General features: G+C 63.1%; 11 protein-coding genes. 2 read left to right on the forward strand and 9 right to left on the reverse strand.

Going from position 1 to position 13,257, the window contains the following annotated elements:
* Positions 1 to 11: 11 nt before the first annotated feature.
* Positions 12 to 1,220, reverse strand: coding sequence for an acyl-CoA dehydrogenase family protein (locus tag AC07WT_RS05830; protein WP_494946370.1), 1,209 nt, complete (start codon positions 1,218 to 1,220; stop codon positions 12 to 14).
* Between the two features lie 79 nt (positions 1,221 to 1,299).
* Positions 1,300 to 3,420 carry a 3-hydroxyacyl-CoA dehydrogenase NAD-binding domain-containing protein gene (locus tag AC07WT_RS05835; protein ID WP_494946371.1) on the reverse strand — a complete coding sequence of 707 codons (2,121 nt, stop codon included), beginning with the start codon at positions 3,418 to 3,420 and terminating at the stop codon, positions 1,300 to 1,302.
* A 140-nt stretch (positions 3,421 to 3,560) separates the two neighbouring features.
* Between AC07WT_RS05835 and AC07WT_RS05840 the strand changes: the two genes are divergently transcribed.
* Both AC07WT_RS05840 and AC07WT_RS05845 read left to right on the forward strand, forming a co-directional pair.
* Complete coding sequence (locus AC07WT_RS05840; RefSeq protein WP_494946372.1) at positions 3,561 to 4,460, forward strand: LysR family transcriptional regulator; 900 nt, start codon at positions 3,561 to 3,563, stop codon at positions 4,458 to 4,460.
* 147 nt (positions 4,461 to 4,607) lie between these two features.
* Positions 4,608 to 4,796, forward strand: coding sequence for a hypothetical protein (locus AC07WT_RS05845; protein WP_492592038.1), 189 nt, complete (start codon positions 4,608 to 4,610; stop codon positions 4,794 to 4,796).
* Between the two features lie 211 nt (positions 4,797 to 5,007).
* Here AC07WT_RS05845 and AC07WT_RS05850 read toward each other — a convergent pair whose 3' ends face one another.
* From AC07WT_RS05850 to AC07WT_RS05880, 7 genes are all read right to left on the reverse strand, one after another.
* On the reverse strand, positions 5,008 to 7,119 hold the full coding sequence (locus tag AC07WT_RS05850; protein ID WP_494946373.1) for a phosphocholine-specific phospholipase C: 2,112 nt from the start codon (positions 7,117 to 7,119) through the stop codon (positions 5,008 to 5,010).
* A gap of 81 nt (positions 7,120 to 7,200) precedes the next feature.
* Positions 7,201 to 7,527: a hypothetical protein gene (locus AC07WT_RS05855; protein ID WP_494946374.1), complete on the reverse strand. Its 327-nt coding sequence runs from the start codon at positions 7,525 to 7,527 to the stop codon at positions 7,201 to 7,203.
* 150 nt (positions 7,528 to 7,677) lie between these two features.
* Entirely contained in the window at positions 7,678 to 8,556 is an 879-nt protein-coding gene (locus AC07WT_RS05860; RefSeq protein ID WP_494946375.1) for a prohibitin family protein, read from the reverse strand.
* Between the two features lies 1 nt (position 8,557).
* Positions 8,558 to 8,908 carry a hypothetical protein gene (locus tag AC07WT_RS05865; protein ID WP_494946376.1) on the reverse strand — a complete coding sequence of 117 codons (351 nt, stop codon included), beginning with the start codon at positions 8,906 to 8,908 and terminating at the stop codon, positions 8,558 to 8,560.
* A 189-nt stretch (positions 8,909 to 9,097) separates the two neighbouring features.
* Positions 9,098 to 9,940, reverse strand: coding sequence for an alpha/beta fold hydrolase (locus AC07WT_RS05870; protein ID WP_494946377.1), 843 nt, complete (start codon positions 9,938 to 9,940; stop codon positions 9,098 to 9,100).
* An 8-nt stretch (positions 9,941 to 9,948) separates the two neighbouring features.
* Positions 9,949 to 11,541 carry a benzoate-CoA ligase family protein gene (locus AC07WT_RS05875; protein WP_494946378.1) on the reverse strand — a complete coding sequence of 531 codons (1,593 nt, stop codon included), beginning with the start codon at positions 11,539 to 11,541 and terminating at the stop codon, positions 9,949 to 9,951.
* 90 nt (positions 11,542 to 11,631) lie between these two features.
* Positions 11,632 to 13,254, reverse strand: coding sequence for a 3,4-dehydroadipyl-CoA semialdehyde dehydrogenase (locus AC07WT_RS05880; RefSeq protein ID WP_494946379.1), 1,623 nt, complete (start codon positions 13,252 to 13,254; stop codon positions 11,632 to 11,634).
* Positions 13,255 to 13,257 lie beyond the last annotated feature (3 nt).

The following is a 13,257-nucleotide window of genomic DNA, read 5'->3' on the forward strand; positions in this document are numbered from 1 at the left end:
GAGTGCGCCTCTTACAGTCCCAGGATCATTTTGGAAATTATGTTCTTCTGGATTTCGTTCGAGCCGCCGAAGATCGACAGCTTGCGATTGTTGAAATACAAGGAAGCGGCGCTTGCAGCCTCGTCCGGGCCGACCGGTGTGCCTTCATATCCGTCGTGCAATGCCTCCTCGATGAAGGGCTGCGCGTAGGGTCCCATCGCGCGCCGCGTGAGCGACGAGATTTCCTGGCGGATCTCGGTGCCGCGAATCTTCAGCATCGAACTCTCCGCGCCCGGCACGCCGCCGCCGGCCACCGCGGCGATCACGCGCAGGTTGGTGGTCTTCATGTTCTCCAGGTCGATCTCGACGCGCGCCATGCGAGCCGCGAACTGCGGATCGTCCGCGAGCGGCCGGCCATTGCGCCGCTGTTTCGCGGCGATCTTGCGCAGCCGATTGAGCGCGGCGACCGAGAAGCCGACGCCCGCGATATTGGTGCGTTCATACGTGAGCAGGTATTTGGCGTAGGTCCAGCCCTTGTTCTCTTCGCCGACGAGGTTCTCAGCCGGCACGCGCACATCGGTAAAAAACACTTCGTTGACTTCATGCTCGCCATCGAGCGTGATGATCGGCCGTACTTCGACGCCGGGCGTATTCATGTCGATCAGCAGGAAGCTGATGCCTTCCTGCTTGCGCACGTCGGTGGCGGTGCGGACCAGGCAGAAGATCATGTTCGCGTAGTGGCCGAGCGTGGTCCACGTTTTCTGGCCGTTGACGATGTAGTGCTCGCCTTGCGCATCGGCGCCGCGCACGGCAGTGGTTTTAACCGAAGCCAGGTCGGAGCCCGCGCCGGGTTCCGAGTAGCCCTGGCACCACCAGTCGGAGCCGTCGAGAATGCGCGGCAGCCAGTGGCGCTTTTGCGCTTCGTTGCCGTATTTGATCAGCACCGGACCGAGCATGTTGACGCCGAACGGCACGACGCGCGGCGCACCCGCCAATGCACATTCGTTCTCGAAGATGAATTTTTGCACCGCGCTCCAGCCGGGACCGCCATACTCCTTCGGCCAATGATTGGCGAGCCAGCCTTGTGCGTTGAGGACCGCGTGCCACTCGGCCATGTCGGCGCGCGTCAGGCGCCGGCCGCCGTGCACCTTGTCGGCGAGACGCTGCGGGAGCTTGTCACGCAGAAAACCGAGTACTTCGGCGCGGAAGGCTTCTTCTTCAGGCGTGAAGTTCAGATCCATAGCGGGTTCTTCCGTAGATATTGGGCAGACAGGCGGCGCGCGCGTCGCCGCCTGTCGATGTGCTGTTAGACGCGCCGTTTCAAACCGTCTGATTGAGGGTCGCGAAATCGGCGCCGCGTTCGACCAGTTCCACCAGCAACGGCGACGGCTGCCAGAACAGCGGGTCTTCCTTGGCGAACTCACGGATATCGGCAAGGATCGTCGGCAGACCGGCCATGTCCGCATATTTCATCGGACCGCCGCGATAACGCGGAAAGCCGTAACCGTACAGGAAGGCGACGTCGACATCGAGCGGCCGTAGCGCGATGCCTTCATGCACGACGTTGGCGCCTTCGTTGATCATCGCGGCCATATAGCGGCGGATGATTTCTTCGTCGGTGAAGGTGCGCGGGGTGATGCCGGCGCGTTTGCGCTCGGTGTCGATGATCGCTTCGACTTCAGGGTCGGGTGTGCCGCTGCGGGATCCTTCGGGATACAGATAAAAACCGTGTCCCGTCTTCTGGCCGAACCAGCCGCGTTCGCAAAGACGGTCGGCGATCTGCACGTAGCGAGCTTGCGGATTACGCGTGGCGGCGCGCCGCTTGCGCGCGGCCCAGCCGATGTCGCCGCCCGCCAGATCGACCACCTGGAACGGACCCATCGGAAAGCCGAAAGCGCGCACGGCTGCATCGATCTGATAGGGCGATGCGCCGTCTTCCATCATTGCATCGGCGGCGGCGCGATACACGGCGAGCACGCGGTTGCCGATGAAGCCGTCGCACACGCCTGCGCGCACCGGCGTCTTCTTCAGCTTCTTCGCGAGTTCGAACGCGGTGGCGACCACGTCCGCGCTGACCTGCTTCGGCACCACCACTTCCAGCAGCTTCATGACGTTGGCGGGGGAGAAAAAGTGCAGGCCGATCACGTCGGCCGGGCGCGCGACGCTGGCCGCGAGCGCGTCGATGTCGAGATACGAGGTGTTGGTCGCGAGTACCGCGCCCGCTTTGCAGACGCGGTCGAGTTCGGCGAACACCGCTTGCTTGACCGGCATGTCTTCGAATACCGCTTCGATCACCAGATCGGCGTCGGCGAGCGCGTCGTACGAAGTGCTGCCGCTCCAGCGCGCCATCACGTCCGTTTTCGCGGCGGTGCTCATGCGGCCTTTGGCGATCAGGCCGTCGTAGACCTTGTCGATGTGCGCACGGCCGCGCGCGAGCGACGCGTCGTCGCGTTCGATCATCGTCACCGGCAGCCCCGCGTCGAGCACCGCGACCGCGATGCCCGCGCCCATCGTGCCGCCGCCGACCACGCCGATCTTGCCGAGCGCGCGCGGTTTCGCGTCGCGTGTTTCCGGCGCCTTGAGCACCTCGCGTTCGGCAAAGAACGCGTGGATCAGCCCCGCGCGCTGCGGGCTGTCGAGACATTGCAGAAAGAGCTTGCGCTCGAGTCGCAGGCCGTCTTCGAACGGCTGTTCGATGGCGGCTTCCACCGCCTCGACGATCTTCATCGGCGAGAACAGGCCGCGCGATTTCTTCGCCGTTTCCGCACGCGCCGCAGCGACCGCGGCAAGATTCGCGGCGCGATCGCTCAGCGCGCCGGCGTCGCGCGTGCGGCGCACCGGCGCGTGCGCGGCCAGCAGTTCGTGCGTGTAGGCGAGGGCTTCGGCAAGAATGTCGCCGCTGCTGCCGAGCCGGTCGACGAGACCCAGCGCGTGCGCCTCCTTCGCACTGACATGGCGGCCGCTCAGGATCAGATCCAGCGCGGCCTGCGCGCCCACCAGACGCGGCGTGCGCTGCGTGCCGCCCGCGCCGGGCAGCAGACCGAGTTGCACTTCCGGCAAACCGAGCTTCGCACCGTCGACGGCCAGCCGATAATGTGCTGCCAGCGCCACTTCCAGGCCGCCGCCGAGCGCGGCGCCGTGAATCGCCGCCACGACCGGCTTGGCGCACGCTTCGATGCGGTTGCACAGGTCCGGCAGCGAAGGCGGAACCGGCGGTTTGCCGAACTCGCGAATATCCGCGCCGGCGATGAAGTTGCGGCCGGCGCCGACGATCAGCACCGCCTCGACGGCCGGCTCGGCGTCCGCGGTCTCGATCGCGGTGAGCAGGCCGCGCCGCACATCGGCGGAGAGCGCGTTGACGGGCGCGTGGTCGATCGTCACCAGCAGCACTTTGCCGCGCAATTCGCGCGTCACGACGTCGGCCGAAGGGTTGAGGGTCATGGTCTTGTCTCCTGACTGTTATCGAGGCATGCCGATCTGGCGGACTCTCCGAATGTCCCGATTGTCGGTTGGACAAGGTTTATTGACAATTACATGGACGGTTGACAGACTGTCAAAATTATTTTGACAAAGGTGTCGCCATGGACGTCAATTCGTTGACCTTGCTGGTGGATATCCTCGACGCGGGCAACCTCAGCGAAGCCGCGCGGCGGCTGAAGATGAGCCGCGCGAACGTGAGCTATCACCTGAACCAGCTCGAGCGCTCGATCGGCTTGCAACTGGTGAGGCGCACTACCCGCCGGGTCGAGCCGACCGAAATCGGTCTGCAACTGTACGAACACGGCCGCACGATTCAGAACGCGCTGCTCGCCGCGCACGAGTCGGTCACGACGCTTGGGCAAAGCTTGCAGGGGCGGGTGCGGTTGAGCGTGCCGAGCGGTTACGGGCAACTGGTGATGGCGGACTGGCTGATTGCGTTCAAGCGTCTCTATCCGGGCATCGTGCTGGACGTGATGTTCGAGAATCGCGTCGAAGATTTGATGCGCGATGAGGTTGATATCGCGGTGCGGGTAATGTCGGAGCCGCCGCAGAATCTGGTCGCGCGCGATATGGGGCCGGTGAGATATGTTGCTTGCGCTTCGCCGGCTTTTGCCGGGAGCCATGGCATGCCGGAGAAGCTCGACGATCTGCGGACCGCGCCGCTGATCACCGCGGCAGTGGTCGGCAAACAGCTGCGCGTTGCAGCCTATCTGCGCGACGTGCGGCATGAAGTGCTGCTGGAGCCGACGATCATTTCCGAGAACTTTTTGTTTTTGCGTCAGGCTGTGCTGGCGGGTCTTGGTGTGGGGCTCGTGCCTGATTATGTGGTGCAGGAGGATCTTCGCCGCGGCGACGTGGTGACTGCGCTCGATGAGTGGCGGCTCAGTATCTTTGGGACGCACATGTACATGCTGTATATGCCGAATCGGCATCACACCCGGGCCGCTTCGACGTTTATCGAGTTTATGTTGGAGCAGGCGAGAGGGAGTGGGCGCGGTTGAGCGCTTGAGCCCGGAGGTTCTGTGTCTGGTTTCCCCGACTGCACCGCGTGCGTCGCCCACAGGTATGCTTGGGGTGCCTGTCGTGGTTGTGCCGTTCTTTACGGCGGAGCGGGGTAGTACTTCAAAACATTCGGGGTGGAGAGGGCGATGAAATTGATGATCGGATTTCTAGCGCTGCTTGCGCTAGCCGTTATCGTCGTACTGATCTCCCGCCTGCCCAGCGAACACGCCATTCGGTTCGCCGGCTATGCAGCGACCGCCGCGTTCGCGGCTCTCGTCGGATTGCTGCTTCGGTGGCGCGCCAGTCGGGCCGCCCGGAACAAGCGTGCAGGATAAAGGACCGGCTGCCGCCGGTCCCACACTGTCGGCTATTTTGCGTATGGACGGCCGCATCATTTGATGCAGGCGCAACTGGATCGGTATCCGCCGTGCGTGACGCCGTATCGCAGCTTGAGGCGGATGCCCGGAAGCGCATGACGAGCGAAAACAACGGCCGCTGCGTTTTATCGCAGCGGCCGTTGTTTATGGCAAGACGTTTAACTGAAGCTCAAGCGCCCAGCGCCGGATCGCTCATGCTGCTATTGCCGGTTTCCACGTGTCCGGCAAGGCGTCGTGCGAAGGTGGGATCGGTATCGACTGTGATCGCCAGGTCATACCAGCCATGCGCGTTGCGCAGATCGAGGTACAGCTGTTCGGTATCGCCGCCGCGCACCGAATGCCTGATCACGTTGTTCGGGTCATACGCGTTGACGATGGTGAACTGGCAACGCGCGCTGCCCACATTCTCCAGACGTAGTTGCAGATTCCCGTTCGCGACGTCGTAACCTTCGGCGACTTCAGGCCGTGCGATATCGCCCCCGTTCCACCAGCTTCTGGCAATCGGCGTGCCCGAGAAGCGCCGCAGAAAACCGTTCGGGCCGTGCACGGTGAAATCGTACGAGCCGTCGGGATTCAGCGGCAACTGGTCCTGAAGGCGTTTGCCCGCTTCGACCGTATAGGTGCGCGGCGCGTCGAGGCTATACGCCGTATAAACGAGAAACACTGCGCCGGCGCGGCCCGTGTTGACGAAACGCATCGCCAGCTTGCCGGCCGCGCCCTCGCCGTGTACCCGCACGAACAGTTCGTACGGCAGCGCGCGAGCCGGGCGCACGCCGGGTTCCTGCCTGGGCACAGCCTGGACGGCCGGCGGCAGCGGAATATAGTCAGGGTGGCGATTGTGATCGGGCGGCACATAAGCGCTCGTGCTCGGCAGCGTCGGGAAAGCGTCGTTCGGGTTGCTGAAGTTGAACGCCGACATCAGATCGCCGCACACCGCGCGGCGCCACGGGGTGATGTTCGATTCGCCGAGATTGTGCTGCTGGCCGAAGCGCTTTTCGATGAAGCGGATCACCGACGTATGGTCGAACACTTCCGAACACACGTAGCCGCCTTTCGACCACGGCGAGACGACCAGCATCGGCACACGCGGGCCGAGACCGTACGGGCCGGCGACCGTCTTCGAGTCGCCCGGATAGATTTCATTGCTGGTATCGACCGTCGACAAACCGTTCGCACTCGACGCCGGCGCGAACGGCGGCGCCATGTGATCGAAGAAGCCGTCGTTCTCGTCGTAGTTGATCAGCAGCACCGTCTTGCTCCACACCTCGGGATTGGAGGTGAGAACCTGCAAGACCTGGTCGATGTACCACGCGCCGTAGTTGGCGGGCCAGTTCGGATGCTCGGAATACGCTTCCGGCGCGACGATCCACGAGACTTGCGGCAGCGCGTTGTTCTGCACGTCGCGCTTGAGAATGTCGAAGTAGCCGTCACCCTTCGCCGCGTTGGTGCCGGTGCGCGCGTTGTCATACAGCGGATTGCCCGGCTGCGCGTTGCGGTACTGGTTGAAGTAGAGCAGCGAGTTGTCGCCGTAGTTGCCGATGTACGCATTTTGCGTCCAGCCCCACGAGCCGTTCGCGTCGAGACCGGTGCCGGCGTCCTGGTAGATCTTCCACGAGATGCCCGCATTTTGCAGCACTTCCGGATAGGTCGACCAGCCGTAGCCGAGTTCGGAGTTGTCGATCACCGGACCGCCGCCGTTGCCGTCGTTGCCGACCCAGCCGCTCCACATGTAGTAGCGGTTCGGATCGGTCGGGCCCATCAGCGAGCAGTGGTAGGCGTCGCAAATCGTGAAGGCGTCGGCGAGTTGATAGTGAAACGGGATGTCGTCGCGCGTGAGGTAGGCCATCGTCGTGGCGCTCTTGGCAGGCACCCATTGATCGTAGCGGCCGCCGTTCCATGCGGCGTGCGTGCTGTTCCAGTCGTGCGCGAGGTCTTGCAGGAATTGCAGGCCGAGGTTCGGCGCGCTCGGACGGAACGGCAGCACGTAGCCGAGATCGGCGGCGAGCGGCTGATACCACACTGGCTTGCCGTTGGGCAGCGTGATCGCGCGCGTATCGCCGAAACCGCGCACGCCCTTGAGCGTGCCGAAGTAGTGGTCGAACGAGCGGTTTTCCTGCATCAGCACGACGATGTGTTCGACGTCGCGAATGCTGCCGGTCTGGTTGTTGGCGGGGATCGCGAGAGCGTTGCGGATGCCCGGCGGCAGCATGCTCAACGCGGTGACGGAACCGGCGGCATGCGCGGCGGAGCGCAGAAAATCACGGCGATTTTTTAAGGTCATGGTTTTGGCTTTCGATCTTCACTGGAGAGGAACGAAACGCGCAGCCTTGGCGTGAGCCGCGCGTCGCGAGGGTCACGGAAATCAATCTACGGTGTGAATGACGGGTGTGGCGAGTGGCGCCGACGCGGCGGCCGGCAGAGCGGTGTCGGCGCCTGCTGCAAGCCGCGCGGGGGTTTGAATCGTGAGAGCGGGTGATACGGGTGAGGCGGAAGACGGGTTCGCCGACAAGACCTGCGCGGTGCTGCTGTTCTGATCAGCGGTGCTGCTGGAATGAACGGTGCTGGTGCCGGGCGCCTTGTCGTCGTCATTGCTGCATGCGCTGATCAGCGCGCAGAAGGACGCGGCAATCAGCGCTCCTGTCAAACGTTTGCGACGTGATGCAGCAACAGGCTTCGACACGACGGACATGGAATGTCTCCGGCACGGGGGACGGTGCGCGAGGGCATGCAGGTGCCCAGGTCAGCGATCGGAAGAATAATCGCTTACCCGTGTAACTTTTGTGAAGGTGCGGTGAGGAGGTGCCGCTGCCCATGGGTCGGACAGCGGCAACGCGGCGTTTTACTTCTCGATGTTCAGAAACGGCAGCGGCGCGCCGGCGCCCATGTAGGTCGGCAGCTTGCCGTCCCAGCGGTTGATCGCCTGCAACTGCAGATATTCCTGACCACCGTTGGTCTTGACGGCCTGCGCCTGAATCGCGATCGATTCCGCTTCGCCGCGCGCTTTGGCGATCTGCTGGTCCGCTTCGAACTTCACGCGCGCAAGTTCGCGCTCGGCCTGTTCGGCGCGCTGGCTCGCGGTGACCTTTGCTTCGATTGCCTGATCGAACGCGGCGCTGAATTTGAAGTTGGTGATGTTGATGTCCTGAATCAGGAAGCCATAACCTTTGAGCTTGGTAATCAGGCCGCTCATGATGTCGGTTGACACCTGCTGTCGCTTCGTGACCAGTTCCTCGGCTGTGTAGCGTGCCGCGACCGCCTTGAACACTTCGAACATCGCAGGCTGCACATACGACGCCTCATACTCGAGCGAAGGCGCCATGGCATAGAGCGCGCGGACCTTGTTCGGATCGACGCGGTAGTTCATCGTCAGATCGGTATGGACCGATTGCAGATCTTTCGACGCCGCCTGAGCGCCTTCCACCTTGGCGACATCCAGCCCGATGAACACTTCGTGCACGCGCGAAACCGGACTGACCAGATGCGGGCCTTCGGATAGTGTTTCGGATTCGATATGTCCGAATGTGGTCACCACGCCGATGCGCGATTGCGAAACCTGGGTAAAGCACGAAAACAGAAGCCCGGCAGCCGTGACCAAGACGAATGCAATCACGCCGTAGCGCATTTGTGGCTGGTGATCCTTACGTAGCGATTTCGACGCGAATACCGCTGCGGCGCCAATAACGAATGCAAAGAAAAGAACAACGATGATCTGGCCCATATCAATAATCTGTCAGGTGAAAGAATACAAAGGAGAAAAGAGAAAGGGCCGGCTGGATCATCCGCTTCGCGCGGCCGGCCCGGAGCATGCGTGCAACAGAAAGCGGGAAAAGCGGGCGGTGAATCTGGAATGGAAATGGTGAATTGAGCAGACGAGCTGTTTGACGCAGCGGGATGAATGCGCTCAATGAAGCGTGCGGCTGAGCGGAATCACGGAACCAGACAGCTTCATTGGCATTGAATCGATGTGAAATCCGATACGCGGTCCGATACGCGGTCCGATACGCGGTCTGATGCGCGGTCTGATGCGCGGTCTGATGCGCGGTCCGATGTTGGGTCCGATGTTGGGTCATTAAGCGGATTTGTTGTTTTAATGTTTCTGGCGATTAAGGAAATCGGCGAGGTTGCGCGGAAGTCTACAAGTGTTTTGAATGCTTGCCCAATAATATCTCTTGTGCGAAGCACACTTGTTAACGTGTGCCGCATAAAAAAACTGCGCCGGGTGGCGCAGTTGCATAACGGTTCAAACGAACGGGTTTCAGCTAACGCTGTTTCGCAACGAACGCCGCTATCGCCTCATTCAACGCGTCTGGCGCGTCGCGATGCGGCGAGTGTCCGCAAGCATCGAGTTTGACCAGTTCAGCATGGGGCACGCGCCCGGCGATCGTATCGATCTGCGCCATCGTGCCGTAGTTGTCGTCATGGCCTTGTACCGCGAGCAAGGGCTTGCGGATGCTCGCCAGTTCCCCGGCGATGGTCCACGCCCTGAAGGCCGGATTCAACCAGATATCGTTCCAGCCGTAGAACGCGGAGTCGACGTCGGCGTGATAGCGGCTGAGTTTGCTGCGCAGATCGGTGGTCTCGTACAACTGCCTGGTTTGCGCGATGCTCTCCACAGAAATGTCTTCGACGAATACGTGCGGCGCAATAGCCACCGCGCCCGCCAATGCATCTGGAAACAGCGCCGCATACAGCAGCGCGATCGAGCCGCCGTCGCTATGGCCGATCACCCACATGCGCTTGCGCTCCTGCATGTCGATAGCGAGCGCATCGAGCAAAGCGGGCAGGATATCGCGCGCTTGCGCCGTCATGAAGTCGACGGGCCACTTCACCTGATGCGCACGCGCCGTCGAGCGTCCATAGCCGGGACGCGAATACACCAGCCCACGCATGCCGAGCCGCTCGCACAAACGCTGCGGCCAGTCGCGCCACATCGCAATCGAACCGAGTCCTTCGTGCAGGAACACGGCGATCGGCGCATCGCCGGCGGTCTCGCCGGCTGCCTCATTGACCCAGCGATATTCGATACTCAATGGCCCATGTGCCGCCGTAGCGGGAAGTTCGGCGAAGTCGCTATCCGTGGTTGCGGTTGCGGGGTTCTGCATGGATCACCTTATGACTGTTCGCGCAGTTTGAAGCGTTGAATCTTGCCGGTGGCGGTCTTGGGCAAGTCGTCGACGAACACGATATCGCGCGGGTACTTATGCGGCGCGAGCCGTTCCTTGACGAAGGCTTTCAACTCGTCCGCGAGTATCTCAGACGGCGCGAATTCGCGCTTCAACACGACGAACGCACGCGTCTTGACGAGCCCGCCATGATCCACGCCGACCACTGCCGCTTCCAGCACCGCGTCATGCTGCACCAGCAGCATCTCCACTTCGACCGGCGACACATACTGACCGCTGACCTTCAGCATGTCGTCGCTGCGGCCCGCGTACACATAGCAGCCGTTCGCGAGGCGGCAATACTTGTCGCCGCTGCGAATCCATTCGCCGAGAAAGGTGGCGCGCGACTTCTCGCGATTGCTCCAGTACATCAGCGCGGCGCTTGGCCCCTTGATATACAGATCGCCGACTTCGCCATCGGGCACGAGGTGGCCCGCTTCGTCGCGCAGTTCGACTTCATAGCCGGGCACGGGCCGTCCCGTGGTGCCATATTCGACAGCGCCCGCGCGATTCGACAGGAAGATATGCAGCATCTCGGTCGAGCCGATGCCGTCGAGAATTTCGCAGCCGAAGTGCGCGGTAAAGCGCTCGCCGATTTCGCGCGGCAACGCTTCGCCTGCCGACGTGCACACGCGCATCGCGACATCGGCGCGCGCGGGCAGATTGGGCGACACCAGCATGCTCGCGTACAGGGTCGGCACGCCATAGAACACGGTCGGCCGATGCTTGACGAGGCGCGTAAAAATGGCGTCGGCGGTGGGGCGCTCCGCCATCAGCACCGCGGTTGCGCCGACCGACAGCGGGAACGTCAGGCCGTTGCCGAGACCATAGGCAAAGAACAGCTTGGCCGCGGAAAACACCACGTCGTCTTCCACGATGCCGAGAATCGGCTTCGCATACAACTCGGCGGTCCAGTACAGATTCGCGTGGGTGTGGACCGTGCCCTTCGGCTTACCGGTCGAGCCCGACGAATACAGCCAGAACGCGATGTCGTCGGCACCGCTCGCGGCCGGTTTGGCGGCGGGCGTGGCGGCGTCGAGCAGATCTTTCAGCAGCGGCGCCGCAACAGGTTGGTCTTCCGGCGGCTGCGAGACGATCAGCTGGCAGCCGTCATGTTCGGCGGAAGCCAGCGCCTGGGTGACGTTCGGCAGCAGCGCGCCGGATGCGATCACGGCGCGCGCGTGGCTATGCGTGAGCATGTAGACGTAATCCGCGGCGGTGAGCAGCGTGTTCGCCACCACCGGCACGACGCCTGCATGGAGCGCACCGAGAAAGGCGATCGGCAACTCGGCAGTATCGAGCATCACGAGCAGCACGCGTTCTTCCGGATGCACGCCGAGCGTGCGCAGCGCACTCGCGAAGCGCCGGGCGCGGTCTTCGAGTTCGCCGTAAGTGATGGCGCCGGCGTCGTCGATATAAGCCGTCTTGGCCGCGCGCGTTTCATTCAGGTGAAACAGATAGGCCGCGAAATTGAATTGCGCGGGCGGTGGCTCGACCGTCGCGGCGGGCTGACTCGCAGCGGGTTCCAGCAGGGCTTCCATATGTCTCCTCCATCGGGTGAGGGCGGTCCGGCTGTTATGTGCTCATGATCCGCTCGATGCTTGCTTGCCGCCTGTGTGCACCTGGTGCTGTTACACCGTGGGCAAATTCGTCGTTTGCGTCAGGGCGTCGATTGCCGCGCTCGATGCCTGAACGGCCGAGCGCCGGTGATAGAAACCCAATGCGCGAATCCCGCCCAGTTCTTCGCCGCCGCCCGCGCGCCCCGGGCCGCCATGCAGCGACATCGGCATCACGTTGCCGTGGCCGGTCTGGCTCTGCTGGACGGCTGGCGAGATTGCGTGCACGCGACCGTGCGAGTCGGCGAGTTCCAGTGCGAGCCGGCCGAGATGCGCATCGTCGTTCGAATAGATCGAGGCGACGAGCGAACCTTGGCCGCGTCGCGCGAGTGCGACGGCGTGGGCTTCGGGCAGCACGTTTGCGTCGGTGCTTGCGTCGGTGTTTGCGTCGGTGCTTGCGACTCGGTAGGGCGCGACGGTCGCCACCGGTCCGAATACCTCGACGTCGTGCAGCAGCGTCGCACTGTCCGGATCGTGGACGACGAACAGATGTGGCGCGACGCAAGCCGCAATCGTTGCGTCCGCATCGATGAGCGGTACAGCCGAGCCGTCATACGCGAGCACGGCTTCCTCGCGCAGTGCGGCGATGCCGGCCAGCACGTTCTCGTATTGCGCCCGGCTCACGAGCGAGCCCATCCGCACGGCGTCGTTGCGCGGATTGCCGACCGTGATCTTCGCGAGTTTCGCTTTGAGCGCATCGAGCACCGCTTCGAGCGCGGCTTCCGGTACGAACGCGCGCCGGATCGCCGTGCATTTCTGACCGGACTTGACGGTCATTTCGCGTACCACTTCCTTGATGAAGAGCTCGAACGCCGGCGTATCGGGCGTTGCATCGGCGCAGAGAATCGCGCTGTTCAGACTGTCCGCTTCGACATTCAGACGCGCGCCGCGCTGCACGCATGCCGGATGGGCGCGCAGCGCCGCAGCGGTTTCGGCGGAACCGGTGAAGGACACCACATCGAATGCCCGCACCTGATCGAGCAGACCCGCCGAACCGCCGCAGATCACCGACAACGCGCCGGCCGGCAGAATGCCCGCGTCGACCACGTCGGCGACCATGCGCTGGGTGAGCCACGCGGTTGCCGTGGCGGGCTTGATGATGACCGGCACGCCGGACAGCAACGCAGGCGCTGCTTTCTCCCACAAGCCCCACGACGGGAAATTGAAGGCGTTGATAAAGAGCGCCACGCCGCGCGTCGGCGTGAGCACGTGTTGCACGCTAAAAGTTTGATCCTTGCTCAACGAGACGGCGTTGCCGTCGCGCAGTGCGTGCACGTCGCCGAGCGACGTGCCGAGTTTCGCGTAGTACGACAGCGTAAAAATTCCGCCGTCGATATCGACCGCCGAATCGTTGCGCGTGGTGCCGGAGTTGGCGGTAGCGATCTCGTAGTAGCCGTCGCGCTTCGTTTGCAGCAGCTTGACGATGTCGGCGAGGCGGGCGGCGCGTGCGGAGTAGGTCAACGCACGCAGCGCGGCGCCCCCTGTTTCGCGGGCGAAATCGAATGCTTGTGCGAGGTCGAGGCCCTGGCTCGAGACACGCGCGAGTTCTTCGCCGGTCACCGGATCGGTGAGCGTGATGCCTTCGCCGCCGCCCGCGACCCATTGGCCGGCAACGTAGTTCTTCAATAATTCGGTCATGGC

It is taken from the genome of Paraburkholderia sp. GW821-FHT02A12, assembly GCF_059422005.1.

Bases quoted from the DNA above. Each gene is read 5' to 3' on its own strand.
- AC07WT_RS05855 (WP_494946374.1), bottom strand. From the start codon at position 7,527: ATGTCCGTCGTGTCGAAGCCTGTTGCTGCATCACGTCGCAAACGTTTG.
- AC07WT_RS05850 (WP_494946373.1), bottom strand. From the start codon at position 7,119: ATGACCTTAAAAAATCGCCGTGATTTTCTGCGCTCCGCCGCGCATGCC.
- AC07WT_RS05845 (WP_492592038.1), top strand. From the start codon at position 4,608: ATGAAATTGATGATCGGATTTCTAGCGCTGCTTGCGCTAGCCGTTATC.
- AC07WT_RS05860 (WP_494946375.1), bottom strand. From the start codon at position 8,556: ATGGGCCAGATCATCGTTGTTCTTTTCTTTGCATTCGTTATTGGCGCC.
- AC07WT_RS05830 (WP_494946370.1), bottom strand. From the start codon at position 1,220: ATGGATCTGAACTTCACGCCTGAAGAAGAAGCCTTCCGCGCCGAAGTA.
- AC07WT_RS05880 (WP_494946379.1), bottom strand. From the start codon at position 13,254: ATGACCGAATTATTGAAGAACTACGTTGCCGGCCAATGGGTCGCGGGC.
- AC07WT_RS05865 (WP_494946376.1), bottom strand. From the start codon at position 8,908: ATGACCCAACATCGGACCCAACATCGGACCGCGCATCAGACCGCGCAT.
- AC07WT_RS05835 (WP_494946371.1), bottom strand. From the start codon at position 3,420: ATGACCCTCAACCCTTCGGCCGACGTCGTGACGCGCGAATTGCGCGGC.
- AC07WT_RS05875 (WP_494946378.1), bottom strand. From the start codon at position 11,541: ATGGAAGCCCTGCTGGAACCCGCTGCGAGTCAGCCCGCCGCGACGGTC.
- AC07WT_RS05870 (WP_494946377.1), bottom strand. From the start codon at position 9,940: ATGCAGAACCCCGCAACCGCAACCACGGATAGCGACTTCGCCGAACTT.
- AC07WT_RS05840 (WP_494946372.1), top strand. From the start codon at position 3,561: ATGGACGTCAATTCGTTGACCTTGCTGGTGGATATCCTCGACGCGGGC.